This window comes from Sulfurimonas sp. (genome assembly GCF_023229025.1).
Taxonomy (GTDB): domain Bacteria; phylum Campylobacterota; class Campylobacteria; order Campylobacterales; family Sulfurimonadaceae; genus Sulfurimonas.
The window spans coordinates 1-26,040 of sequence record NZ_JALOAA010000030.1; the positions used below are offsets into that span (position 1 = coordinate 1).

Consider the following 26,040-nt stretch of genomic DNA (forward strand, 5'->3'; position numbering starts at 1 on the left):
AAGCTCTTTTAAGCCATCAAGTAAAATTTCTTTTGTATTTTTTTTCCCTAAGTAGCCGACGATTCCACACATATTTTATTCCCTTAATTTATTTTTAACGATGTCGGAAGTAATTCCGCCATCTTCGCTAGCCGCTATGGCACTGAAGCTAGGCGTTGTCACGCCAGATTCTAGAGTTTTTTGTTAATAACATATAAATTTTTTTGACATTATTACATATATCGTTTTGTTTTTCTATTAAGAAGCTGTCTCTTACCCTATTTTTGGTGCTATGAATTTTAGCGGTGACAATATTTATGCTAAGTTCTTCAAAACAGACCATAATATAAGCCAAAAGACCTTTTTGGTTTTGTGTGTTTATGCAAACTTCTGCATAGGTGAGCGAGTGTTCACAATCTATATCTATCTCATTTTTATTTATAACTACATCTTTTAGTTTTATATCTCTGCTCATGTCAAAAGCGTTGTTGATTATATTTTCTATGTGAATCGTCTCACTATCATCCACATGCTCTATAAACTCTATCTTAAAATACTTAACGTCGTCAAAGAGGGTAAATATCTCCATTGATGCAACATCAAGGTGGCTTAGAGATGCCAGAAGATAGCCTATATTTAGCGGGAGTTTTCTGTATATCTCAATTACCAAAGAGCTTTGCAAATTAATAGAGAAGTCATACTCTTTTGTCTTTGAGGCTTTCTTGGCTATCTCTATAATATCATGAGGTGTATGTTTTAGAAAAAAGAGATTTGACTCAATTCGTAGAAGTTTGCTCTGTAGGAGTTTTGGCAACTCAATAAACTCCTGAAGTTTTGCGACGCGCCTTTCGCTGTTTATCCTTTTTGATGCGTCGGTTATTCTTTGGCGGTTTTGTGCGACCTCAAGTGCGTTTATATAGAGCTCGCGCAAAAGTTTAGATGTAAAAGAGTTGTAAACACCTTCGCCGACTCCGTTTATATCCGCATAGGTAAGAACGTAAAGGAGTTTCAGATTTTTTATGCCTCCCACGTTTGACATAAACTTATAGAGCGTTTTTTCATTATGTATATTTTCTCTATGTGCTACATTACTCATGGTTACATGCTGTTTTACTAGAGTAACGCATCTCTCTTTCTCCTCCTCTTTGAGTTTCATTTTTTGGGCAAAAGCGGCTATGAGTTTAGCTCCCACTTCGCTGTGATCTTGCACTCTTCCTTTTCCGCTGTCATGAAATAGAGTTACAATCTTTAGTAAAAGTTTCTCATCGCTGCTAAACTCATCATGTAGTTTTTTGATAAAAGGCTCTTTGATATTCTCAAGTGCCTCTACACATTTTATGGAGTGAATATCTACCGGATAGTGATGGTATCCGTCAAACTGAGGCAGATGAAGCACTTTTTTAAAGTTGCCAAACAGATGATGGAGGATTCCTGCATCGTAAAATAGTTTTAAAAACGGGTACATATATCTTTTTTTGAAGAGCTCTTTTAGAAGTGAGTATGTTTTTGCTTGAAGCGGATACTTTATCTTTGTATATGTAAGTTGATTTAAAAATCCGGCATCAAAATGGTATGGTTTATCTTCCAGCGATACCAAAATCTCAAGCAGCTTGTTAAGTGGGAGAGTCGTAAGGTTGTAGGAGGCATAGACTCTATCATTTAGCTTATAGATGCCTTTGTATATACGATTTTTTCTAAACTCCCCAAGCTGTGACATATCGGCAATGTAAGGACGAATCATCTTTTTAATAAATATTTGCGTAAAGTTGCTTATACGCCACTGCGCTTCAAGAACTTTTGAAACCATCTTCTGTTGATTGGTAAATCCAAGAAGACGGCTTACTTCGGGTATAAACTCTAGAAGAAGTCTGTCCTCTTGCTTGTTTGTAATAAGATGAAGAGCGCTTCTTGTACGAAAAAGTAGCTCCAGTGCTGCTCTATACTCTCTGTACTCCTCATCCGAGAATAGAGTGCCTGCTAAATCTTTGAGCGTTGTAACTCCGTAGATTGTATGTGCAATCCAAAAGATAGAGTTGGAGTCGCGAAGTCCGCCGACACTCTCTTTGATATTTGGCTGCATTGATGTCGGGTACTTTTTACGTCTTAGCTGCGACTCTTTGACTTTTGAGAGAATAAACTCTTTTTGACTATGGAGGCGTATCCTATTTAGCTCTTTGCTTGTCTCATGCCATGTAAGCGTAGAACCTGTTACAAATCTGGCTTCCATCAATGCCGTTCTAATGGTAATATCCTCTTTGCTTGGGGCAAAAAGGTCGTTTACCTCATGAACTCTATGTCCAAGTTTCAGTCCAGCATCAAGAGCAAGATAGAAAAACTTCTCTATTATGAGTTCGCTGTTAAAGCCGTCTACTTTTTCATAGACTATAAGCAGATCCACATCACTGTGGACACAGAGCTGTTCGCGACCGTAGCTTCCCAGAGCGATAATCGCTATGGGGATGGAGCTTCTCATGGGAAGATAGTTGCCAAAGATGCGTCTTAGCGTAGTTTTGTACATCAAAGTTATAATGGAGTCGAGCTGTTTTGTATGGCGGACAAGAAAATCTTTTCCCTGATTTTTTTTAAACAACTCACTTAGTGAAGTTTTATACTCACGGATAAAAGCTTTAAAGAGCTTTGATAGCTCAAAATCACTACCGTTTTTTTCTATTAAATCTTCAATCTGCAGTATTAAATCCAAATAAAATATCCTAATTTTTTTATTATTATAGTCAAATTACCCATTTTTGCTATAATCGCTACGATTAAAAAATAGGCAGAGGAAAATATAACATGACAATAACAAAAAGAGTAACTTTTATAGCAAAAGAGGGTAGTGAAGCTAAAATGAAAGAGCTTTTAACTGCAATGGTTAAGCCAAGTAAAGCAGAAGATGGCTGCATATTTTACGATATTTTTGTGTATGAAAACAACCCGAGAAAATTTATGGCAGTTGAGTCTTGGAGAGATGAAGCCGCTTTAGATGGACATAAAGCAAGCAAACATTACGCTATTTATAAGTCTTCTTATGAGCCGTATTGTGAAAAAAAATATAGTGATGAACTAGAGGTTTTGGGGTAAGAATGGTGTGATTATTTTGCAAGCTAGCGGGAGTGCAGTGAGCAGACAACGGTTAAAGATAGCCAATAAATTGCCGTTAGGTGATTTATTGGCTACTCTGTTTTGTTAGCATATTCCCTCTTAATAGTTTCTGCAATAACAGCTCTTCTACATTTTGTCTTGAATCAAAAATAGCCATAATATAAACAGTATCATTTTCAATTTTGTACATTATTCTGTAAGGTTGTGCAATCAGTTCTCTATAAATAGTTATACCTTCTTTTAGAAGTTCAGGAACTACTCTACCTCTTAAAGGAAAAAAATTGCTAGATTGCACTTTTTCTTTTATTTGTTCATAAACTTTTCTTGCAGCATTTAAACTATCTTTTTTGATATAATCAACAATATTTAAAAGGTCTTCTTTTGCATTTGAAGTCCATTTAACTTTATTAATTTTAATCATTTATCAAGGAGTTCTTCTACAGAGTTAAAAACATCTTCTTCAGTCTGAAGATTTTCACTTCTAATATCTTCTTCTGCAAATGAAAGAAGCTTCATTATAGTAAGAGCATTTTTCATATCTTCATAACTTTTTGGATCTTGTATAACAGCTTTAGCTTCACCATTTTGTGTGATAATCATAGGTCTATGAGTTTCATTGATATATTTTAAAACATCAGCTGCTTTACTTTTTAGATAGGTAACAGGCTTTATATCATTTACAATTTGCATAAAATCTCCTTCAGTCCTTTTATTGTACCAAATTAAGACTTAATGTACAAATGTGATGCTAACGGTCACGCAGTGAGCGGATAACGGTTGAGTTAAGCGACAAGGCGATATAACTTAGTAAAATTTAGTCTTGCATCTAACCAATTTTAAAAGATAAAAACTAGATATTTTGCAGTGTAGCCTTGTTCGATTTCTACGATTTGTTATAGCTTCTAAGAGTCAGCTGTCATTTCTTTTATAATATTCCAGTTTTCTTTATAATTTACAACATCGCTAAGTTTAACTGTTTTACATTTATCTTCATCTAATTTATCAGCCCAACTCATTGGTATAATGTAGCATATACCAACCTGTTTATCGACAGCAACATAAATATCACAGTCTTTAGATGTTATTCTTTGACCTACATTTCTTTCATGTTTGTGGTCAATACCTTGTCCACCTCTATCTCTATCTTTAAAACTAATATTATTTCCAGAGCTAATACCTTTTATTTGAACTCGTAATAGTTTGTCATTAAAATCAATTATTGCATCATATCTACTACTTCTTACATCTACACTACTACAGTTAAACCCTGCTAATATTGCTCTTGCAACAAATATAAATTCAGCACTATCTCCTGCATTTGCAGTCATTACACCGCTTTCAATATGATTAATATTAGTACTAAATCCATTAGTCATTGCAATATATAGTGACTTTTCTATAATCTTTTTTAAATCAGTTTTGATGAATTTAAACTCATTTTTTAATGTCTCATCTTCTAAAGATTTTTCAATTTCTTCAATATTAATTTTTGATAGTTCATTTAAATTAACAACATTAGCTATATCATAAAAAAATTTAGTTTGATAATATCTTTTTAATTCTGCTTCAGATAAATTATGCTTTGTTGCTATCGTTTTTACTGCATTCTTTTTATAATCATTTTCTTTTAATTCATCAATATATTTACACATTTAAAGCCTTTTTTATTTCTTTTGCAATCGCTTCTATAACTGGCACAGTTACAGAATTTCCTATTTGCTTATAAAGATGTGATGGTGCTAAACTATCACATAAAATAAAGTTATCATCATATCCTTGAAATCTTGCACACTCTCTTGGTGTAAGTTTTCTAATATCTTTTTTATCAATAATAAGAGGTACATTGTGACCACCTGTACCCATGTTAGCTGTTAATGTAGGGCATAATTTACTTTTGTTCTCTCTGACATATTTTCTTCGCCATTGATAAACAGTATCAGTGTTTTTCATCTCTTCTTTTAACTGTCGATAATATTTGCTTTTAGAGTAATAAAATTTTTCTTCTGCTTCATCATCTAATAAGTCATTTACAGTTTTGGTTAATTTTTTTGGTTTAGGGAAGTTAAAATTGTTATGTGCATTTTTATTTTTAAATCCAACTATATAAATTCTTTCCCTATTTTGTGGTACATTAGCATATTCTGCACTATTTAAAACTTTATAACTTATATAATAACCCCTATTTTCAAGCTCATTCAAAATAATATTGAATGTCCTACCTTCATCATGTCCTTGCAAATTTTTAACATTTTCTAAAAAAATTACTTGAGGTTCTAAGTCATCTATAAATCGAAGTATTTCAAAAAAAACATTTCCTCTATCATCTTCAAAACCTTTTCTATATCCTGCAACAGAAAAGGCTTGACATGGAAATCCACCTGTTAAAATATCTATCCTTTCCACTTCATTTGTTTGAAGTTCTTTTAAATCTTTTTCAAAAAGAGTATGATTATGATTCTTTCTATAGGTTATAGCAGCATGTTTATCAATCTCATTTGCCCATGAAATTTTAAAACCTACTTTTTTAAAACCAAGTTCAATTCCACCAATTCCAGCAAATAATCCACCTACTTTTAAATTATTTTTAGCTTTATTGTCATAATTCATTATTTGAGTCATAGTATTTTCTTGAACATTAAAATCAAATGAACTTTGTATATTACTACTCATAATCCATCCTTTTTTTGATGTTATTATAGTCCTTTTTTTTATTTTTGTTTAAAAATATGTCAAATTGCAATATTTTTTTATTTATATATTTTATCTAAATTTTACTAATTACATAGTTAATTAAAGTTTCTCTACATATATACTTGTAGAGCTTGTAAAAGTTACTTTTATTTTATCTCCAACTTTTGCTTTAATTTTACTATACCAACTTCCAATCGTTTTCAAGTTGCCACTACCTTGAAACTGTTTCGCATATAAATTATCTTGACCTTGACTACCACTTGCTTTTAATATTACATCTGTTAAAGTACCATCACTTGAAGTACATTTATACTCAATATTAGCACCTTTTTTATTACTCATATAAATGTTAAACTTTGTTGCATATTCTGATGGAATTTGAATATAACCTTCTCCATAAATTAACTCTCTAGTATTTGTATGTCTATGCGTTCCCCACTCAATATGTGCTTTTTGTAACGTAACTGTGTATGTATCATCTTTATTTGGCATAACAATGTTTCTCCTTAGTGTATATTAAATTTGCTATAACTATTTATTCAAGCATATTATATACGTATTAACTTAAAAACACAAAAATAACTAGCACGTTTAATGTGTGTTAATTGTTTAAAATATGACAAATTTCAATATTTTTTTACTTTTTAGAAAAAATCGCATATTATTCTTAATTATATAGTGTGTGTTAAGTGTCTTACTGAGAAATAACACGCAAAAATGTGTGTTAATTGTTGATAAAACTACATAACAAACAGTATGTAGCTTAAACAAAGACGATAACATGCAAGCAAGAAAGGCTCTTTACAAAAATAGCAAATCATTATACTATTACTGCAAAAAAACATAGTGATAAAAAACATTTTTAGGAAACAAACAGATGCAATATTTAATGGCGATAGACGCAGGAACCGGAAGCATACGAGCGGTAATATTTGACACTTTGGGCAATCAGGTAAGTGTTGCTCAAAGAGAGTGGACGCACCTTGAAGAGGAGGGTGTGGCTAACTCTATGAGTTTTGATTTTAAGGCAAACTGGGCTCTTGCATGTGAGTGTATAAAAGAGTCGCTAAATAGTGCAAACCTTAGCGGCGAGGATATAGCGGCTCTTAGTGCGACAAGTATGCGTGAGGGAATTGTGCTTTATGATGAAGATGATAGAGAGCTTTGGGCGGTTGCGAATGTTGATGCTAGAGCAGATAAAGAGGTTAAGTATCTAAAAGAGAACTTTAAAGGGATTGAAGAGGAGTTTTACAAAGAGTCGGGGCAGACTTTTGCTCTGGGTGCGCTTCCTCGCATCATGTGGTTAAAGAACAACAGATTTGAGATTTATGAGCGTGTTGCAAAAATCTCTATGATTGGAGATTGGATATTGGCACGGCTTTGTGGAGTTATAGCAACAGATCCAAGCAACGGCGGAACTACCGGAATCTTTTCTTTGAAAAATCGTGATTGGATGCCGCAGATGGCTAAGAGAGTAGGATTAAAAGATGATATATTTCCAGAAGTTTTAGAGGTTGGAACTCTTATGGGAAGCGTAACAGACAAAGCATCAAAAGAGAGCGGTTTGTCAACTAGTACAAAGGTAGTAATGGGCGGCGGCGATGTTCAGCTGGGATGTGCAGGTTTAGGTGTTGTAGATGTTGGAGAAGCGGCAATTCTTGGCGGCTCCTTTTGGCAACAAGTGGTAAATATAGGTAAAAATACGCCGCCGCCTAAAGATATGGGCATAAGAGTAAATCCACATGTCATACCTAATCAATCCCAAGCCGAGGGTATCTCGTTTTTTAGCGGTCTTGTCATGAGATGGTTTAGAGACGCTTTTTGTGACATGGAGAAGCTTGAAGCAAAGGAGAGAGGGGTTGATGTTTATGCTATTATGGAGGAGAAAGCCTCAAAAGTTCCAGTCGGCTCTTATGGGATTATGCCTATCTTCTCTGATAGTATGAAGTACGGCAAATGGTACCATGCGGCTCCTAGTTTTTTAAACCTTAGTATAAACCCAGACATTTGTAACCGTGCTTCAATGTTTAGAAGTTTGCAAGAAAATGCGGCTATAGTCTCAAGTATAAATCTTGATAAAATAAAAGAGTTTACAAATATAAAAATAGAGACTATAGTCTTTGCAGGCGGTGCAAGCAAAGGTGAGCTTTGGTCTGAGATAGTTGCAGATGTGACAGGGTGCAGAGTTAAAATCCCAAAAGTCACTGAAGCAACCGCACTTGGTGCTGCAATGGCTGCAGGTGTTGGCGCGGGAGTATATGAAAGCATATCGGATGCGGCAAAAAAGCTTGTTGTATGGGATAAGATATACGAGCCAAATTTAGAGAATAAAAAAGTTTATGATGAGATAAAAAATAGGTTTATAAAAGCTTACGAAGTCCAATTAAAGTTAGTAGATGATAATATTACGACTTCAATGTGGAGAGCACCAGGCCTTTAGGTTAAATCAAGGGGTGTTTTTCAAACTAGTCTGCAAGGAGACATCTTTGTGGGCTGATAATAATTCAAGGAAATGTATGTATTTATTTACGAGTGAAGTAGTTAGTCCCGGACATCCGGACAAGTGTGCGGATATTATAGCGGACAGTATAGTTGATAAGTTAATTATAGGGGATCCAAAATCAAGAGTTGCTTCAGAGGTTTTTGTTGCTGGAAAGCATATAGTAATAGGTGGGGAAGTTACTTCAAAAACAAGAATTACGACTGAAGATTATAAGAAAATAGTCCATGACGCGCTTGTTGGCATAGGGTATGACGGTAATCCATACTTCACAAAAGAGGAGTGTCTCCATCCCGAAGATGTAGAGCTTCAAGTGCTTTTAAATGCTCAATCTCCCGATATCAATCAAGGTGTTGACCAAGAAGATGGCGAGATAGGTGCCGGCGATCAGGGGATAATGTTTGGTTACGCAGATATAGAGACAGAAAATTTTATGCCAAGTGCAATTACTTACGCAAGAGTTTTGATGGAGAAAGTTTATAACTATGCAAAAGAAAATCCATCTAAACTGGGTGTCGATATAAAGACTCAGGTTACTATGGATTATGGCAAAAAAGAGAACTTTGAGAAGTGTCAACCGCAAAAAATCCACACGATAGTCGTCTCTGCTCCTTGTGTAAATACGATGGATATCAAAAGTGTAAGAGCTTTAATACAAACTCTTATAGATGATGCAAATCTTCCTGCAGAGCTTTATAACAAAGATGATTGTATTATCCATATAAATCCAACAGGCAAATATATATCACACTCATCACTGCATGACTCAGGACTAACCGGAAGAAAGCTGATAGTTGATAGCTTCGGCGGTTATGCACCTATCGGTGGTGGTGCACAGAGTTCAAAAGATTATACAAAGGTTGATAGAAGCGGACTCTATGCGGCACGCTACATCGCAAAACATATAGTCGCTGCCGGACTTGCTAAAAAAGCGCTTGTTCAAATCTCTTACGCAATCGGTGTTGCTCGCCCTACTTCTGTTGCAGTTGACACTTACGGAACTGTAATTAATGGCTTAGATGATGATAAGCTCTCAACATTTGTTCTTGATAATTTCTCTCTTACTCCAAACTGGATTACACGCAAATTTAACTTAGATAAGCCGTCAAAAGAGACATTTTTATACGCGGATGTTGCAGCTCGCGGACAAGTTGGACAGAGTGACTATCCATGGGAACAGTTGGATGAACTTGGTAAATTTGAGGCATTAAAGTAATTGATGAATTTAAAAGAGAAAGTTTTAGCGGGTGAGCGAATATCTTTTGATGAGGCAGTTACGCTTTATGATATGGATTTGTTTGACCTTGGTGAATTGGCAGATACGATTCGCAAAAACAGACATGGTAAAAAGACATACTTTAATATCAATCGCCATATAAATCCTACAAACGTATGTGCTGATGTCTGTAAATTTTGTGCCTACTCTGCAACTAGAAAAAATCCTAATCAATATACGATGAGTCATGAGCAAATTTTAGAGATTGTAAAAGATATCGACTCCCGCGGTGCGACAGAGGTTCATATCGTCTCGGCTCACAATCCAAACACCGGTTTAGAGTGGTACTTGGATATTTTTAAAAAAATCAAAACAGCTTATCCTCACTTGCATGTAAAAGCATTAACTGCCGCTGAGGTTGATTTTTTATCTCGCCACTATGGTAAAACTTATGATGAGATACTAGATTTGATGGTACAAAACGGTGTGGACTCAATGCCCGGCGGCGGTGCCGAGATATTTGACGAGAAAGTTCGTGACTATATCTGTAAGGGTAAAGTTACATCGTCACAATGGTTTGAGCTTCATAGGAAGTGGCACGAGAGAGGCAAAAAAAGTAATGTTACTATGCTTTTTGGACATGTAGAAAACAGAGCCCACAGAGTAGACCACATGATGAGGATTAGAGAGCTTCAAGATATAACAGGCGGTTTTAACTGCTTTATCCCGCTTGTCTATCAGACTGAAAATAACTACTTAAATATAAAAGAACCCATAACGGCAAATGAGATTTTAAAAACTATGGCAGTGAGTCGCATAGTTTTGGATAACGTACCAAATCTAAAAGCATATTGGGTAACTTCAACTGTAAACCTAGCACTTGTTGCTCAAGAGTTTGGCGCAAACGATTTAGACGGAACTATAGAAAAAGAGTCTATAAACTCAGCTGCCGGTGCAAAGAGTGCTAATGGGGTAAATCTGAATAATTTTACCGCACTTATCAAAAACAGCGGATTTATTCCCGTAGAGAGAGATAGCGTTTACAACGAAATTAAAGTTTGGTAGAGAGATGGATATATCGGTTATAATCCCGGCATATAACCGTTTTGAGCCTCTGCAAAGGGCATTGAGTTCTGTTTATGCTCAAAGACTCAAACCAAAAGAGATTATCGTTATAGATGACGGCTCTATTGATGAAACTTTACGCATAAAAAATCTATTTCCGGATATAAAATATTACTACCAAGAAAACAGAGGCGTCTCAAGTGCCAGAAATTTGGGTATAAAAAACTCTACATGCGAGTGGATTGCTTTTTTAGATTCAGATGATGAGTGGCATGCAGAGAAACTAAAAGAGCATGAAATACTCCATAAAACCAATCCTGACATACTAATGAGCTATACCGATGAGAAGTGGGTTAGAGGCGGTGTAGCGGTAAAGATACCAAAAAAATTTCACAAGTTTCATAGTGATGTTTTTCAAAAATCTCTCTCTTACTGTAACATTGCTCCTTCATCAGTTTTGCTTCATAAAAGTATTTTGGAACAAATCGGGCTTTTTGATGAGAGCTTGGAGGTTTGCGAAGATTATGAGATGTGGCTAAGAGTAGCATTAAAATATGAGATAGCACTTATAGATAAAAAATTAATAATAAAGCATGGTGGAGCTGATGATCAACTAAGCATGAAATTTTGGGGAATGGACAGATTTAGAGTCAAAGCTTTAGAGAAACTTCTTGATTTGGAGCTGCCTAGAGATAAAAAGGATTTAGTTATAAAAACTTTGCTAGAGAAGTACTCTTTGCTCCTAGAAGGCGCCCTAAAATATGATAGAATAATAGAATCTAATGAGTATAAAATAAAAATAGAGAGATATAAGTTTGAATAATTTAACACATGAGACAAAACTAACACTACTTTATATTACGGTTGCTTTTCTTTTTTCGGTCGCTGTGAGGATGATTTGGTTTTATCAGTTTGGAGATTATGAGCCGTTTCATCATAATGGGCAGTTTATGATAAATACAAATGATGGATACTACTGGGCTGAGGGAGCAAGAGATATCTTAAGCGGAGTTTCTCAAGCAAATGACCGCTCCCCGATAACTACTGCAGCTTCACAGTTAACGGCGTTATTTGCCTTTATCTTGCCTTTTTCTTTTGAGAGCGTTATTCTTTTTATGCCGGTTTTTCTTAGCTCACTTATAGTTATTCCTATAATACTCATAGCAAGAAGTATAAAGAACTTGGAGATGGGCTTTGTAGCTGCTCTTTTAGCGAGTATCGCTTGGAGTTACTACAACAGAACGATGATTGGTTACTATGATACTGATATGCTAAACATAGTGCTTCCGGTCTTTTTGCTCTGGTCTATAATCTGGGCGATTAGAACAAATGAGGATAAATATCTCCTCATTACAGCCATTGATATTTTAATATATAGATGGTGGTATCCGCAAAGCTACTCGCTAGAGTTTTCGTTTTTTGCTCTTATACTTCTTTATGCTCTTGTGTGGGATAGAAAAAATATCTACAACTATAAACTTTTAGCAATCATGATGCTTGCCATGGTAGGACTTGAGGGGTATATAAGAGTTATATTAGTCTTTGGAGTTTTTTATATCTACAAGCAAAAAGAGCTTGATAAATATATCTACTATATTTTAGCCGCGTCTATAGCTCTCTTTTTTATCTCCGGTGGATTTAATCCCATCTGGGGGAAGTTAAAAAGTTATGTTTTTAAGGATGCTGTAACTGTCGGTAAAGAGGGGATGGAGCTTCACTTCTACTCTGTTATGCAGACGGTAAGAGAAGCGGGACATATTCCATTTGAGATATTTGCAAACCGTATAAGCGGGCATGTAGTTACATTTGTTGCCTCGGTTGTGGGATTTATATACCTAGCATATAGACACAAAATAATGCTCTTTGGAGTTCCTCTTATAGGCCTTGGATTTTTAGCATATGTCGGAGGGCTTCGCTTTACAATCTATGCAGTTCCCGTTTTGGCTTTTGGAGTAGCTTTTTTAATTACTGAGGCAGCTAGATTTATGCCTACAAAAAGGTTAAAGTTTTTAGCTATCACGGCACTTACGCTTGCAGTTTTGTACCCAAACATAACTCATGTGCAGGAGTATAGAGTCCCTACTGTATTTAACTCAAATGAAGTTAAAGTGTTGGAGGAGTTGAGAAAAATAGCAGATAGAGAAGATTATGTCGTTGCATGGTGGGATTATGGGTATCCTCTTAGATACTATAGTGATGTTAAAACTCTTATAGACGGCGGAAAACATAGCGGAGATGTAAACTTTCCTGTTAGTTTTATGCTCACAAATTCTCAAGATGTATCGGCAAAGATGGCAAGGCTTGATGTTGAATATACAGAGAAAAAGTTTAAGTTTATAGAAGAGAACAAGGAGATGATAAGAGATAAAAATCTAACAATATTCTCAAATATAGAGCAGATGACAAAAGATTACGGTTTTAGCGATACAAATGATTTTTTACTCTCCTTACAGACAGATATTAAACTACCGGAAAAAAGCAGAGATATATACTTTTATCTGCCACACAGAATGATAGACATTTATCCGACTGTTGAGATATTTTCAAATATAAATCTAATGAATGGAGATATGAAGAAGAGCTCGCTTTTTTATGCTACTAAAATGTTTCAACAAAAAGAAAATATTATAATGCTTGGGCAGGGAATAGAGTTTGATTTGCAAAACAAAACAGTAACTAGTAATAAGCAGAGCGTGCCTATAAAAAGATTTGTTCAAACATCATATGACAAGAGTATGAAATTTTCAAAAGATATTCAGATAGCAAATTCTTTAGCAGATATTACGATTATATATATGTCTAGCTATAACACATTTTTAGTAGTTGATGAAAAAACGTACAATTCACTCTATATACAGCTTATGGTTTTAGAGGAGTATGACAAAGCTCTGTTTAAAGAGGTTATAATGACCCCTCAGGCAAAAGTATATAGGTTAAAGGTTTAACCTTTTTATGTTACGATTAGATAAAATTGATATAAAAATAAGACTTCACTAGGATTAAAGATGCCAAAAGACAGAACAAAAATTGCAAAATGTCTCTTTCCCGCAGCGGGATACGGAACAAGGTTTCTTCCGGCAACGAAAGCAATTCCAAAAGAGATGCTTCCTGTTCTTACAAAACCACTTTTGCAGTATGGTGTTGAGGAGGCTCTAAGTGCCGGAATTCAGACTATGGCAATCGTGACCGGTCGCGGTAAACGTGCAATCGAGGACCATTTCGATATATCTTATGAGCTTGAGCATCAAATAAAAGGAACTTCAAAAGAGCACTATCTTACAGAGATAAGAGATGTTATTACAAAGTGTACCTTCTCATATACAAGACAGGTTGAGATGAAAGGGCTCGGGCATGCTATTCTTAGTGGAGAGACGCTTATAGGCGATGAACCTTTTGCAGTCGTTTTAGCGGATGACTTATGCCATAATGGCGGTGACTCAGTTCTTACTCAGATGGTAAAACTTTATGATAGATATAAGTGCTCGATTGTAGCAGTTGAAGAGATACCCATTGAAGATAGCAATAAGTATGGAGTTATAGCAGGTAACGCAGAGGAAGATGGCGTTATAAGAGTTACGGATATGGTGGAAAAACCAGATCCAAAAGATGCGCCTTCAAATCTGGCAATTATCGGAAGATATATACTTACACCTGATATCTTTGACATAATAAGAGAGACAAAACCCGGCAAAGGCGGAGAGATTCAGATAACTGATGCACTTTTAGCTCAAGCAAAAGAGGGTAAAGTAGTTGCGTATAAATTTAAGGGCAAAAGATTTGATTGTGGAAGTGTGGACGGTTTTGTAGAGGCTACAAACTATTTTTATAATAAAAGCGGGGTATGACATGAATTATAAGCATAACTTTAACCCGACTATCTCAGATGAAGATATTTTTAATCAAATTGTAAGAGAGAAGGATTGCATAGGGTACTACAATCTTGTATTTAGTGATACATCAGAGTATAAAGAGTATGCAAAAACTATCAAACAAAAAAACATAGTCATAATAGGTATAGGCGGAAGCACGCTCGGCACTTACGCTATATATAAGTTTTTAAAACACTCAATAAAGTTGAGCAAAAAACTCTTTTTTTTAGAAACTACTGATCCAATAGATATAAAATCAAAGATAGAAAATATTGATTTAAACGACACTCTTTTTATAGTTATATCAAAATCGGGTACAACAATAGAGACTATCTCTATCTTTAAATATATAAACTCTCTAGTTAAGTGCGACAAAAACAACACTCTTGTTATAACGGAGAGTGATTCTAAGCTAAATGAGTATGCAAGAGCAAATCAAATTAAGAGTTTTGATATACCTAAAAATGTGGGTGGGAGATTTTCAGTATTTAGTGCTGTGGGTTTAGTTCCTCTAGCTATTGTAGGCATAGATATTGATGCCCTTTTATCCGGTGCCAAAGAGATACATGACTCATTTTTCAATAAAAACTCAGCATATGAGAGGGTACTAAAAAAAGCTAGATTTTTCGTAGAGTATAAAAACAATTTTAATATAAATGTTGTTTTTTCATACTCATCGAGGCTGGATGGTTTTAATGAGTGGTATATACAACTTTGGGGCGAGAGCCTTGGTAAAATTGATGTTAATTGCACCAGACAAGGGCTTACGCCGATAGGAATTATCGGTCCTATCGATCAGCACTCTTTTTTACAGCTAATAGTAGAGGGAAGAAGAGATAAGACGGTAACCGTTATAAAAGTTCATGATTTCCATAATGATTTAAAGATTCCGCATACAAGGCTTGAGGGACTTAAAGAGCTAGACTATCTTGACGGTATTGAATTTTCTGCTCTTATAAATAAGCAAGCAGACGCGACTATAGAGTCTATTAACAACTTAACCGACATCCCATGTGATGTTATAACAATTGATAGCATAAGCGAAAGAAGCATTGCTTCTCTTATGTATGAGTATGAGCTTTTAACATCTGTTTGTGCCAAGTTTATGTATATTGACGCATATGACCAGCCCGGAGTTGAGGCGGGAAAAATTATCTTAAAGCAGAAGCTACAACTAAAGCAGTAACATCTACTCTATAACATGCCCTACAAACTTGCTCATGTTATCTAGTATTTCGCCGCCTTTTCTAAAGCTAAGTCCACAAGCCTCATAGGCAAAAAATACTCCCGCTTGGTATTTAGCTTCCTCCTCGTCCATATTTAACTCCACATACTCTTGATAGACTTTTTTATAGTTATCATAAGGACCATCTTGTTTGTTTAATATAGCTCCGTTAGAGTCAATAATCTTAATATTGGCTCCCTCTCTACCAAAAACAGGTTTCTCCACATGTTTAACCCCCTCTAGAGGCTCAAATGAGCTCTTTAGAAGATAAGGTGAATCAGGAAAGAGGTCATAGAGAATCTTTAGCATACCTTTTGATTGAAAAAGCAGAGTATATGCAGGGTTTAAAATTATTGCAGATTGATTTTGTATGATATTACTTAGAGTTGTTGCAAGTTCAGGCTCATCTATAGCTATATCTTCCCACGGATAGAGCTTAAACCAGTACTCATATCTATTATCGTCTCTATCATATATGCCTTCGTCATCAAATTTCACATTTTGAAGATACTCAAAACCTGTATTAAAACCGGCATCCGTAGCAATTTGCTGAAGCAGTTTCGTTGTCGCCTCCTCCTCGTCATTACCATGGATGCTAGAGAATAGTATTTTCCAGCCGTCATATAGCTTATCAAAACCATCCGTATCATCAAAAAGGGCTATTAGACGTTTAAAGTTCTCTTTTATAGCATCGTAAATATTATTAAATTGGCGTTCATCATTTAAGCCATTTTCTTTTAAAAGTGCCCACTGCAGAAGTGCACTCTCAAAGAGTGATGTAGGAGTGTCGGCATTAAACTCAAGAAGCTTTATGGGTCTGTTATCCAAACCACCGGCTAGATCAAATCTACCGTAAATATGCCAATGGACATCATTCTCCCAACTTTTTTTGATTGTTTCTATAAGGTTAAAGGGTATTCCAAGCTCAAAAAAGAGATTGTTTTGTATAACATACTCGGCAGCTTCGGCGTACATGTCATAAAGTTCGTTTACTGCTTTATAGTAAGCCTCAGCTTCTTTTTGTGTAATATTTACCAAGCCGTCACTTATGTATCTGCTGCTGTCGCTATCTGTATGCCAAGTAAAACCAAGCTCTTCTAGTTGCTGGGTTTTAAGAGGTTTGATTTTGCTTAATTTAATCAATATTAGCCACCGTATGAAGAAGTTCTAGAGGTTGAAGAGGTGGACTTTCCAAAAAAACTTTTTTTGCCCGAAGCGCTTGAAGCTCTAGCGGCTGCGGAGCGACTGTAAGCACTTTTATTTACAGAGGATGACTTTGAAGCAAAATTTTTGTTGTTCATCAGAGCATTGCCTATCATATTTCCAAGTAGTGATCCTGCTGCAACTGCAAGAATAGTTCCTGCTAGTCCCATTCCCGCACTTCCATCACTGCTAGAGATAGTCTCAGAAGTACCGTCTTGAGTTTTGAGATACTCCTGCTGAGCTAAAAGTCTCATCTCCTCCTCATTCATGAAGCGCTCAATTGTATTGCCGTTCTCATCTTTTTCTCGGATTATTGCTCTATTAGGACCTTCCGTTGGCATCTCTTCTACTACAATATATTTTCCGTTTGCCTGCTGCTCTATGACTAGATATCTGTTTTGAGGCTCCTGCTGCTCTTGCGATGAGCATCCGCTAAGAACGCTCATCATAACTAATCCTGCACTTCCAAGTGCAACTCCACCCGCTAAAGAAGAAATATGTCTCACTACTTTAAATCCTTTTTACTTATTTTAATCTTTTTGTTGAGTCTGTAATCAAAGAGGGTAATCTCTCTTCTGCCATCATAAAGAACATCGCCTATATAGACTCTGTTTTTTGTCTCTATAGTACTGTTTTTTTTCATAAATAGAGCCTCTCCCAGAGCATGCCCTACGCTAGAAAAAAGAGTTAACAGGGTCATGAAAAAGAGTACAGCAACTACTATAAGAGCTATTTTGTAGTTTTTAACATATACAGCGAGATAACCTAAAATTATCGTAGATGAGAAAAAAAGATACCCATTTTGATTATCTGCAAATAAGATATTGTAGTAAAGATCAATATTATAAAAGTTTATATAGTTTAAAAAGATGCCCAAAAAGAGAAAAAAATCTAAAATAAAAGTGATAAATAGACCACTAACAAATGCTTGTATAAACTTATTCATCTTAGTTTTCTCCTCTTTTTGCGGTTAATCTTTATAAGTGACGATGAATCTCTCTCAACTAGTGAGTTAATGTCTTGGATTATTATATCAGCTTTTGATTCACAAAAAACCCTTTCAAATCTCTCGCCGCTTCTATTTGCAGATGTTGAGTAAAACCATGGAGTATTTCTAAATATTTGAGAATCAAGAGTAGAAGCAGCAACCCTAAAAGAGAAGTCGCCCATGATAAATGTTGTCTTTTTTGAGCGACGAACCATATTTTTTCTATTTTTTGCAACTCTGTTGCCATCTTCAATAAAACTTTTAAAGTCTCTGTAAACTTTTATAAAAGGTTTTGCTTGAGGACGGGACTTTATCTCGTAAAGCTTTGCTTTGTCTTGAGATAAAAAACCGACGGTAGTGTCGGTTTGGGTAAGTATAACAGGCATCTCTATGCTAGAAAATCTTGCAGTGCTTTTGAGGAAGACCATGAATCATCCTTCATCTCATCAAGAGCTAAGATAAGTGCTCTTGCAGCACTAAGAGTTGTAAAATAGGGGATATTTCTTTTTAATACCTCTTGACGAATAACAACGGCGTCTTTTTTACTTGTGTTATTATCAGAGGTGTTTATTGCCATATGAATAGCATCATTTTTCATACTATCTTCTATATTTGGACGACCCTCAGAGATTTTTAAAACTACCTCGCAAGGGATACCGGCTGCTTCTATAACAGCTTGCGTACCCTTTGTTGCAACAAGGTTAAAACCATGCTTATGAAGACCGCTTGCAATCTCAGCAGCATACTTTTTGTCACTATCTACAAAAGATAAAAAGCATGTTCCCTCTCTTACTATTTTATTGCCAGCAGCAATTTGAGCCTTTGCAAAGCTTATACCGAAGTTTGAGCTTATCCCCATAACTTCACCGGTTGATTTCATCTCAGGTCCTAAAACTAAATCCGCACCGTAGAGCTTATGAAAAGGAAAAACCGCTTCTTTAACGGAAATGTGTCCTTTTAATCGTGGTTTTAAGAGAGAGTTCTCTTCCATGACAATATTGTACTTGTCATAATACTTCAAGGCACTTCTAAGTGTCTCTCCCATCATAACGCGAGTAGCAACTTTGGCAAGAGGCATTCCGGTAGCTTTACTGACAAAAGGGACTGTTCTACTAGCTCTTGGATTTACCTCTATTAGGTAGATCTCATCCTGATAGATTGCATACTGTACATTCATAAGTCCGCAAACACCAAGACCGAGTGCTATTGTTTTTGTCTGCTGTTCAACTTTCTCAATCATCTCATTAGACAGGTTAACAGGAGGAAGTGAACATGCACTGTCACCTGAGTGGATACCAGCCTCTTCAATATGCTGCATAACGGAGCCAATATATACATCCTCGCCGTCACAGATAGCATCAACGTCTAGCTCAATAGCCTGATCTAAAAACTTATCAATTAAAACGGGAGCATTGTTTGAAACAGATACTGCTAAATCCATATACTGTTTTAACTCATCTTCACTGTAAACTATGCGCATTCCGCGTCCACCAAGAACAAATGAGGGGCGTACAAGCACAGGGTATCCAAGTCTTTGTGCAATCACATAAGACTCCTCTTTTGTACGTGCTAGTCCATTAGAAGGCTGTTTTAGAGCATGTTGGTTTACAAAATTTGAAAACTGCTCTCTATCCTCTGCCAAATCTATTACGCGTGAAGGAGTACCGGCAATTTTTGCTCCGATTTTATTGAGTGCATCTGCGAGTTTGAGTGGAGTCTGTCCACCAAAGTGAACAATTATTCCATCTGGTTGCTCATTCTCTATAACTTCTCTTACATGCTCAAAATCGATTGGCTCAAAGTATAAAACATCAGAAGTGTCATAATCTGTTGAGACCGTCTCTGGGTTACAGTTATACATGATAGTCTCAATCCCCATCTCTTTAAGCGCAAATGCTGCATGAACACAGCAGTAGTCAAACTCTATACCTTGACCGATTCTATTTGGTCCGCCGCCTAAAATAAGCACTTTTTTCTTCTCGCTTACTCTGTTTTTTATATCGGGAAGTCTTGTTATATTTGTTGTTGAGTAGAGGTATGGGGTTAGCGCTTCAAACTCTGCCGCACATGTGTCAACTTCATTGTACTCTAAATTTACGCCTAGAGATTTTTTAGCTTTGTAAACATCATCTTCACTTACAGCTATATTTGAGTTTTTAGTTATAAGTTGTGCAATTCTAATATCTGAAAAACCGTCAACTTTTACGCTTCTCATAAACTCTTCATCAGATAAAATCTTATCTGTTATTTTACTCTCTGTTTCTATAAGTTCTTTTAGCTGGTATAAAAACCAAGGATCTATTTGACATATCTCAAACATCTCTTCTATGCTCATACCTCGGCGAAAACCTTCAGCAACATAAAGAGCCCTATCTGCATTTGGACGGCGTATTTCATGTTTAATAAAATCAATATCCGCATCAATTGGGTCAAATCCGCATAAGCCGGTCTCAAGAGAGCATAGTGCTTTTTGGATAGACTCCTTAAATGTACGACCTATTGCCATTACCTCACCGACACTCTTCATGCTTGTACTTAGTGTATTTTCTGCTTCTGGAAATTTTTCAAATGTAAAACGAGGGATTTTTGTAACAACATAGTCAATTACAGGTTCAAATGATGCAGGAGTTCCTGTAATATCGTTTGTGATTTCATCTAGAGTAAAACCAACAGCAAGTAGGGTTGCAACTTTTGCAATCGGGTAGCCTGTAGCTTTTGATGCAAGTGCACTAGATCTTGAAACACGAGGATTCATCTCAATTACAATCATTCTGCCAGTTTTTGGACAAATAGAAAATTGAACGTTACTTCCGCCAGTATCAACGCCTATCTCTCTTAATATATCAAAAGAAGCATCACGCATTCTCTGGTACTCTTTATCTGTTAAAGTGAGTGCAGGTGCAACAGTTATACTATCGCCGGTATGAACGCCCATTGGGTCAAAATTTTCAATAGAACACACGATGATACAGTTATCGGTTTTATCACGGATAACCTCCATCTCATACTCTTTCCAGCCAAGCATAGACTCCATAATCTCAATTTCGCCTACCGGAGATGCAGATATACCCTCTTGAGCTAACTTTTTGAACTCTTCCATATTGTAAGCTACACCGCTTCCGCCACCGGCTAGTGTAAAAGAGGCTCTACTAATAACCGGAAAACCTATCTCAAGAGCAACTTCTAGCGCTTCATCAACACTATAAGCATTACGACTTTTTGGTAAATCCATACCTATTTTAGTCATAGCCTTATTAAAAGCCGAGCGGTCTTCACCTTTATGAATAGCTTCGGGAGATGCGCCTAGAAACTCAACACCTTCAAGCATCCCTTTTTCATACATTTTTGTAGCGACATTAAGTGCGGTTTGTCCGCCCATGGTAGGTAAAATTGCATCTACTTTTTCATCTTTAATGATTTTAGCAATGACCTCTTCTTTTATAGGTTCTATATATGTCCTATCAGCAAATTCCGGGTCTGTCATGATAGTTGCGGGATTAGAGTTTATAAGAATTACGCGGTAACCAAGCTCTTTTAATGTTTTAACAGCTTGAGTTCCTGAATAATCAAATTCACAAGCTTGACCGATGATTATGGGACCTGAGCCAACAAGTAAAATAGTATTAATATCAGTGCGTTTTGGCATTTTTTACCTTTAATATTTGTACATAAAAAAATTTGTATATTGTAGGCAAAAAGCACTTAAGATTTGATGAGGCAAGAAGCTTTATTTTACTTTTTTAATCATATGAAAATAGTTTGGCTTATTTGCTTTGTAGTAGGGCTCTATAATTGCATTTTGGTACCCTTGCGAGAATGTGACCGATAGAACTCTACCTACTTTTAGTCCTTTGAAAAATATCTCATCTAGACCTGAAGTTATAACCTCATCCCCCTTTTTTATATGGTACCAAGCGGGAATAAACTTAACAACTAGATACTTTGTGCTGTTTCCATGTGCAATACCCGGTGCAGACTCCTCCCCGATATATACAGAGTAGGAACTTTTTATATCTCTATTTAGCAGTGCAAGGGCTCTTTGTTCATGTGATACCACAATACCTGCTACATATTTTTTATATACAAGCCCGTAAACTCGTGAAGTATTAAAGTCATTTACTTCAAGCCACAATCTGTTTAAATCTCCGAATTTTTGATATGAGAGGGTTCTAACGAGCTCTACTTTGGAATCTACTTTAAGCGAAGAGTTATTCTCGGTAAAAAAACTATCTATTTCCGAGTTTAACTGCTGCATGACGAGTTCACTATTTTCATACTTTTTAAGTTTGTTTTTTAGCTCTTCTATGTGTCTTGCTTGAAAAAAGTGTTTCTCAATCTGATCTTGTATAAACTCTGTTGAGGCATGGTAGTTTGATTTAATATTATTTAGAGCTGATATAAAGGGAGTTTGAATAATATTTGTATAGTAAAATGCACCCGCAAAGAGTGCAGTAAATAGTAGAAAAAATCCGAATAATCCTTTATTCATTTTCAAAAAGTTCTTGCAGTAGGTCTATCTCTTCAAGCGCACGTCCGGTACCACGGGCAACTGCTAAAAGCGGTTCATCTGCAACATAGACAGGAATTTTGACAATATCTGATAAATATTTGTCGAGTTGGCGAATAAGTGCTCCCCCGCCAGTCAAAATAATACCATGATTTACGATATCGCCCGCTAAATCCGGAGGCATCTGCTCTAATACGTCACGTAGAGCCTCTCCTATCTCTCTAAGAGGATCTCTCATCGCTTCTCTTGCATCTTCACTTGTAAGCTCAACCGAACTTAAAAGCCCTTCAACTTGATCTCTACCGGTAATAACCATTCTTAGCTCTTCATCAAGCAAAACAGCTGTTCCTATATCTATTTTAATCTCTTCAGCAACCCTCTCGCCTATAAGAAGATTGTACTTTTTTCTAATAAAGTTAACGATACCTTGATCTATTTTATCACCGGCAGTGCGGATAGATTTTGAAAGAACAAGCCCTCCAAGAGAGACAACACCCATCTCTGTTGTTCCGCCTCCGATATCAACTACCAGATTTCCTTGCGGTTCTCTTATCTCAACGCCGGCACCGATTGCTGCAGCCATAGGCTCTTCTATAAGAAAAACTTCTCTTGCCCCCGCACTCAGAGCGGATTCACGTACCGCTTTTCTCTCAACTTGAGTTAAACCATAAGGCACACAGATAATAATTCTAGGACTTATAAGAGATTTTCTTCCATGCGCTTTTTCGATAAATTTTCTTATCATTTTTTCGGTTATATCAAAGTCGGCGATAACACCATCTCTCATAGGACGGATAGCTTTTATATTGCCGGGAGTCTTACCAACCATCTCTTTTGCTTCATGCCCAACCGCTAAAACTCTCTGTTTGCCGTATTTTTCTGTCTTAACTGCAACAACTGACGGCTCATTTATAATGATACCTCTGCCTTTTGCTATAACAATGGTGTTTGCTGTTCCCAAATCTATAGCTAAATCATTTGAGAAGAGTCCGATTAATTTATTTAGTATCATTATTTTGCCTTATGCTATTTGTTTAGTTTGTTTTTTTATATATACAGGTGCCTCTGCATCTTCTATTACCGCTTTTGTTATTAATACTTGGTATCCGCTATATTCCGGAAGCTCATACATTATGTCAATCATATTCTCTTCCAAAATTGCACGAAGCCCACGGGCACCTGTTTTTCTTTTTATAGATTTTACCGCAATTGCTCTTAGTGCATCTTCTTCAAAGTTCAGCTCAACATTGTCTATAGAGAAGAGTTTTTTGTACTGCTTAATAATTGAATTTTTGGGCTCTGTTAAAATGCGAACCATGTCATCTTCTGTAATCTCGTTTAGCGAGGCTATAATAGGGAGACGACCAACAAGCTCAGGAATAAGACCATAATTTACCAAATCATCCGGTTCAACTAAATCATAACTCAGCTTCTGCTCGCTTTTACTCTTTTTTTCATGACCAAATCCTAAAATATTTTCACCCTGTTTTCTTTTTAGTATCTCGTCAAGACCGTCAAATGCACCGCCACAGATGAATAAAATACCCGTTGTGTTTATTGAGATAAACTCTTGGTTTGGATGCTTTCTGCCACCTTTTGGGGGAATGTTTACAACAGCTCCCTCGATAATCTTCAAAAGGGCTTGCTGAACTCCTTCTCCTGATACATCACGAGTTATAGAGCGGTTTTCACTCATGCGAGATATTTTGTCTATCTCATCTATGAAAACTATCCCTCTTTCGGCTTTTTGTACATCGCCGTCAGCCGCTTGAAGCAGTTTTGTTAAAATATTCTCAACATCTTCTCCGACATATCCCGCTTCGGTAAGACTTGTCGCATCAGCAATTGCAATTGGAACATTTAGCACCCTTGCAATTGTTTGAGCCATAAGTGTTTTCCCGCTTCCGGTCGGTCCAATAAGAAGTATATTTGACTTTGAAATTTCTGTTTCATCATCTTCGAGATCTTGATTTTTAAAAATTCTTTTATAGTGATTATATACAGCAACACTGAGAAGTTTTCTAGCACGCTCTTGACCAATGATATACTCTGATAAGAAGTTATTTAACTCTTTTGGGGTCATTAGTTCAACAACAGCGTCAACTAGTTCGTCATCTTTTGAAGAGGATTGTATATTTTCATCTCCAAACATTATCTTGTAAGCAGAGACTACACAGTTCTTACAGATATATACTCCGTTTCCGGCAATTAAAGGGTTTACGTCACTCTCTTCAGTGCCACAAAAGCTACAGGCTCTATGAATCATATATTTTTCCTCTCATATGGGATTCCACGTTTTGTTTTTAAAATAAAGTTGCAAAGGGTTTGAACATGATGATTTTTACTTTTTTCAAGTAGCTCATTTGCAACCTCTTTTAAAAGTCTCCCTGTTTCAAAGAGATCTCTGTAAGCAGATTTAAGCTCATCAATGTCTTCACGATTTAAATTTCTTCTAAGTCCGGTTAGGTTTAGACCTCTTAGCGTTGCACGATTTCCCTCTGCCATGCAAAATGGGGGAACATCCTGAGCTAATGCCGATGCTCCTGCAACCATAGCATAATCTCCAATATGAACAAACTGATGAATTGGAGTCATCCCGCCGATAACTGCGTAGTCTCCCATCTCAACATGTCCTGCAAGTGTAGCGGCATTTGCCAAAATACAGTGGTTTCCTATGATTACGTCATGACCGATATGAACATAGCCCATAAAAAGGTTGTGTGAGCCAATAATCGTCTTGCCGCCACCGCCTTTTGTGCCGGGGTTAAAGAGGGTAAACTCTCTGATTTTATTATTATCGCCGATAATTAGCTCAACATCCTCGCCTGCAAATTTGAGGTCTTGAGGAGCTGAACCAATAACGGCATGTGAAAATATATGGTTGTTTTTACCGATAGTTGTTTTTCCATAAATAGCGCTGCTTTGTTCTATTTTTGTTCCCTCATCTATAGTTGCACAAGCAGAGATAAAGCAGTATGGACCAATCTCAACATTATCGCCGATAACAGCACCGTCTTCAATGATTGCAAGGGGGGAGATTTTATTCAATTATTTGCCTTTTTATTTGTCAACAATCATAGCTTTAAGTTCAGCTTCTGAAACTAAAACATTATCAACATATGCTTTGCCGTCAAGTACCCAGATTTGACCTTTGTTTTTAACAACGCTTATTCGGTACTCAAGTCTGTCTCCAGGTTTTACAGGAGCGCGAAATTTTGCTTTGTCTATACTCATAAAATATACAACTTTACTTGCAGCTTCCTCTTCTGTCATATCGCCCATACTTTTAAATGCTAATATTCCGCCGGCTTGTGCCATTCCCTCTAGAATCATAACACCCGGATAGATTGGATGACCTGGAAAGTGCCCTTGAAATACGTTATCACCTATAGTTATATTTTTAAATCCGATTAGGGACTCTTTCTCTTTAATCTCAGTAACTCTGTCAAGAAGTAAAAATGGGTAACGGTGGGGTATGATTTTTTGAATTTCGACAACATCCATTATCATTGATAAAACCTTTGTAATTTAATAAATTTGGCTATTTTACCAAAAAAAATATTATATTATGATTAGTTTTTCTCTGGTATCTTCGTAAACTTTAGCATCAAGCTCAATTGTGAGCTTATCTTGGGATATTTTATCTACAATAATTATGGGGCTTAGGTCATAAGCTGTATCTGTTAAAGTAGTCC

24 protein-coding genes are annotated in these 26,040 nt (G+C 36.2%); 8 read left to right on the plus strand and 16 right to left on the minus strand.

The window, feature by feature from the left end:
- Positions 1 to 148: 148 nt before the first annotated feature.
- Complete coding sequence (locus M0Q20_RS07995) at positions 149 to 2,680, minus strand: HD domain-containing protein (RefSeq protein ID WP_295060315.1); 2,532 nt, start codon at positions 2,678 to 2,680, stop codon at positions 149 to 151.
- Positions 2,681 to 2,772: 92 nt separating this feature from the next.
- Here M0Q20_RS07995 and M0Q20_RS08000 point away from each other — a divergent pair, with 92 nt between their 5' ends.
- Positions 2,773 to 3,060, plus strand: coding sequence for a putative quinol monooxygenase (locus tag M0Q20_RS08000; protein ID WP_295060317.1), 288 nt, complete (start codon positions 2,773 to 2,775; stop codon positions 3,058 to 3,060).
- A gap of 85 nt (positions 3,061 to 3,145) precedes the next feature.
- On the opposite strand, the gene M0Q20_RS08005 is transcribed toward M0Q20_RS08000, so the two are convergent.
- The 5 genes from M0Q20_RS08005 to M0Q20_RS08025 form a co-directional block, all read right to left on the minus strand.
- A complete protein-coding gene (locus tag M0Q20_RS08005) occupies positions 3,146 to 3,502 on the minus strand; it encodes a type II toxin-antitoxin system RelE/ParE family toxin (protein WP_295060320.1) in 357 nt (118 codons plus the stop codon).
- Positions 3,499 to 3,771 carry a type II toxin-antitoxin system Phd/YefM family antitoxin gene (locus M0Q20_RS08010; protein WP_295060323.1) on the minus strand — a complete coding sequence of 91 codons (273 nt, stop codon included), beginning with the start codon at positions 3,769 to 3,771 and terminating at the stop codon, positions 3,499 to 3,501. The genes M0Q20_RS08005 and M0Q20_RS08010 overlap by 4 nt, the downstream gene beginning before the upstream one ends.
- 212 nt (positions 3,772 to 3,983) lie before the next feature.
- Positions 3,984 to 4,733: a group I intron-associated PD-(D/E)XK endonuclease gene (locus M0Q20_RS08015; RefSeq protein ID WP_295060326.1), complete on the minus strand. Its 750-nt coding sequence runs from the start codon at positions 4,731 to 4,733 to the stop codon at positions 3,984 to 3,986.
- On the minus strand, positions 4,726 to 5,688 hold the full coding sequence (locus M0Q20_RS08020; RefSeq protein WP_295060375.1) for a DNA cytosine methyltransferase: 963 nt from the start codon (positions 5,686 to 5,688) through the stop codon (positions 4,726 to 4,728). The genes M0Q20_RS08015 and M0Q20_RS08020 overlap by 8 nt, the downstream gene beginning before the upstream one ends.
- 183 nt (positions 5,689 to 5,871) lie before the next feature.
- The gene (locus M0Q20_RS08025) at positions 5,872 to 6,264 is read right to left on the minus strand and encodes a hypothetical protein (protein WP_295060329.1); all 393 of its coding nucleotides are present in this window, start codon (positions 6,262 to 6,264) and stop codon (positions 5,872 to 5,874) included.
- Between the two features lie 385 nt (positions 6,265 to 6,649).
- Here M0Q20_RS08025 and lsrK point away from each other — a divergent pair, with 385 nt between their 5' ends.
- The 7 genes from lsrK to M0Q20_RS08060 all read left to right on the plus strand — a co-directional run bounded on the left by lsrK (position 6,650) and on the right by M0Q20_RS08060 (position 15,608).
- Positions 6,650 to 8,212, plus strand: coding sequence for an autoinducer-2 kinase (lsrK, locus tag M0Q20_RS08030; protein WP_295060331.1), 1,563 nt, complete (start codon positions 6,650 to 6,652; stop codon positions 8,210 to 8,212).
- Between the two features lie 76 nt (positions 8,213 to 8,288).
- On the plus strand, positions 8,289 to 9,488 hold the full coding sequence (gene metK, locus M0Q20_RS08035; RefSeq protein ID WP_295060333.1) for a methionine adenosyltransferase: 1,200 nt from the start codon (positions 8,289 to 8,291) through the stop codon (positions 9,486 to 9,488).
- 3 nt (positions 9,489 to 9,491) lie between these two features.
- Positions 9,492 to 10,553 carry an aminofutalosine synthase MqnE gene (mqnE, locus tag M0Q20_RS08040; RefSeq protein ID WP_295060335.1) on the plus strand — a complete coding sequence of 354 codons (1,062 nt, stop codon included), beginning with the start codon at positions 9,492 to 9,494 and terminating at the stop codon, positions 10,551 to 10,553.
- Between the two features lie 4 nt (positions 10,554 to 10,557).
- Positions 10,558 to 11,376, plus strand: coding sequence for a glycosyltransferase (locus M0Q20_RS08045; RefSeq protein ID WP_295060338.1), 819 nt, complete (start codon positions 10,558 to 10,560; stop codon positions 11,374 to 11,376).
- Positions 11,369 to 13,498: an STT3 domain-containing protein gene (locus M0Q20_RS08050; protein ID WP_295060341.1), complete on the plus strand. Its 2,130-nt coding sequence runs from the start codon at positions 11,369 to 11,371 to the stop codon at positions 13,496 to 13,498. The genes M0Q20_RS08045 and M0Q20_RS08050 overlap by 8 nt, the downstream gene beginning before the upstream one ends.
- Positions 13,499 to 13,558: 60 nt before the next feature.
- Positions 13,559 to 14,398, plus strand: coding sequence for a UTP--glucose-1-phosphate uridylyltransferase GalU (galU, locus tag M0Q20_RS08055; RefSeq protein ID WP_295060344.1), 840 nt, complete (start codon positions 13,559 to 13,561; stop codon positions 14,396 to 14,398).
- A 1-nt stretch (position 14,399) separates the two neighbouring features.
- On the plus strand, positions 14,400 to 15,608 hold the full coding sequence (locus M0Q20_RS08060; RefSeq protein ID WP_295060347.1) for a glucose-6-phosphate isomerase: 1,209 nt from the start codon (positions 14,400 to 14,402) through the stop codon (positions 15,606 to 15,608).
- Between the two features lie 3 nt (positions 15,609 to 15,611).
- Here the strand turns inward: M0Q20_RS08060 and M0Q20_RS08065 are convergent, their stop codons facing one another.
- The 10 genes from M0Q20_RS08065 to fabZ form a co-directional block, all read right to left on the minus strand.
- On the minus strand, positions 15,612 to 16,790 hold the full coding sequence (locus M0Q20_RS08065) for a glutathionylspermidine synthase family protein (protein WP_295060349.1): 1,179 nt from the start codon (positions 16,788 to 16,790) through the stop codon (positions 15,612 to 15,614).
- A 2-nt stretch (positions 16,791 to 16,792) separates the two neighbouring features.
- On the minus strand, positions 16,793 to 17,356 hold the full coding sequence (locus tag M0Q20_RS08070; RefSeq protein ID WP_295060352.1) for a hypothetical protein: 564 nt from the start codon (positions 17,354 to 17,356) through the stop codon (positions 16,793 to 16,795).
- The gene (locus M0Q20_RS08075; protein ID WP_295060355.1) at positions 17,356 to 17,796 is read right to left on the minus strand and encodes a hypothetical protein; all 441 of its coding nucleotides are present in this window, start codon (positions 17,794 to 17,796) and stop codon (positions 17,356 to 17,358) included. The genes M0Q20_RS08070 and M0Q20_RS08075 overlap by 1 nt, the downstream gene beginning before the upstream one ends.
- Positions 17,793 to 18,266 (minus strand): hypothetical protein, encoded by a 474-nt coding sequence (locus M0Q20_RS08080; RefSeq protein WP_295060358.1) that lies wholly within the window; start codon positions 18,264 to 18,266, stop codon positions 17,793 to 17,795. The genes M0Q20_RS08075 and M0Q20_RS08080 overlap by 4 nt, the downstream gene beginning before the upstream one ends.
- On the minus strand, positions 18,227 to 21,484 hold the full coding sequence (gene carB / locus M0Q20_RS08085; RefSeq protein WP_295060361.1) for a carbamoyl-phosphate synthase large subunit: 3,258 nt from the start codon (positions 21,482 to 21,484) through the stop codon (positions 18,227 to 18,229). Before carB ends, M0Q20_RS08080 begins: the two co-directional genes overlap by 40 nt.
- An 81-nt stretch (positions 21,485 to 21,565) precedes the next feature.
- Positions 21,566 to 22,327: a rod shape-determining protein MreC gene (mreC, locus tag M0Q20_RS08090; RefSeq protein WP_295060364.1), complete on the minus strand. Its 762-nt coding sequence runs from the start codon at positions 22,325 to 22,327 to the stop codon at positions 21,566 to 21,568.
- On the minus strand, positions 22,320 to 23,357 hold the full coding sequence (locus M0Q20_RS08095) for a rod shape-determining protein (RefSeq protein WP_295060367.1): 1,038 nt from the start codon (positions 23,355 to 23,357) through the stop codon (positions 22,320 to 22,322). Before M0Q20_RS08095 ends, mreC begins: the two co-directional genes overlap by 8 nt.
- A gap of 9 nt (positions 23,358 to 23,366) precedes the next feature.
- Complete coding sequence (gene clpX, locus M0Q20_RS08100; RefSeq protein ID WP_295060369.1) at positions 23,367 to 24,611, minus strand: ATP-dependent Clp protease ATP-binding subunit ClpX; 1,245 nt, start codon at positions 24,609 to 24,611, stop codon at positions 23,367 to 23,369.
- Entirely contained in the window at positions 24,608 to 25,393 is a 786-nt protein-coding gene (gene lpxA / locus M0Q20_RS08105) for an acyl-ACP--UDP-N-acetylglucosamine O-acyltransferase (protein ID WP_295060372.1), read from the minus strand. Before lpxA ends, clpX begins: the two co-directional genes overlap by 4 nt.
- Positions 25,394 to 25,405: 12 nt before the next feature.
- Positions 25,406 to 25,852, minus strand: a complete 447-nt coding sequence (gene fabZ, locus M0Q20_RS08110; RefSeq protein ID WP_295060378.1) for a 3-hydroxyacyl-ACP dehydratase FabZ — start codon at positions 25,850 to 25,852, stop codon at positions 25,406 to 25,408.
- Between the last annotated feature and the right edge of the window lie 188 nt (positions 25,853 to 26,040).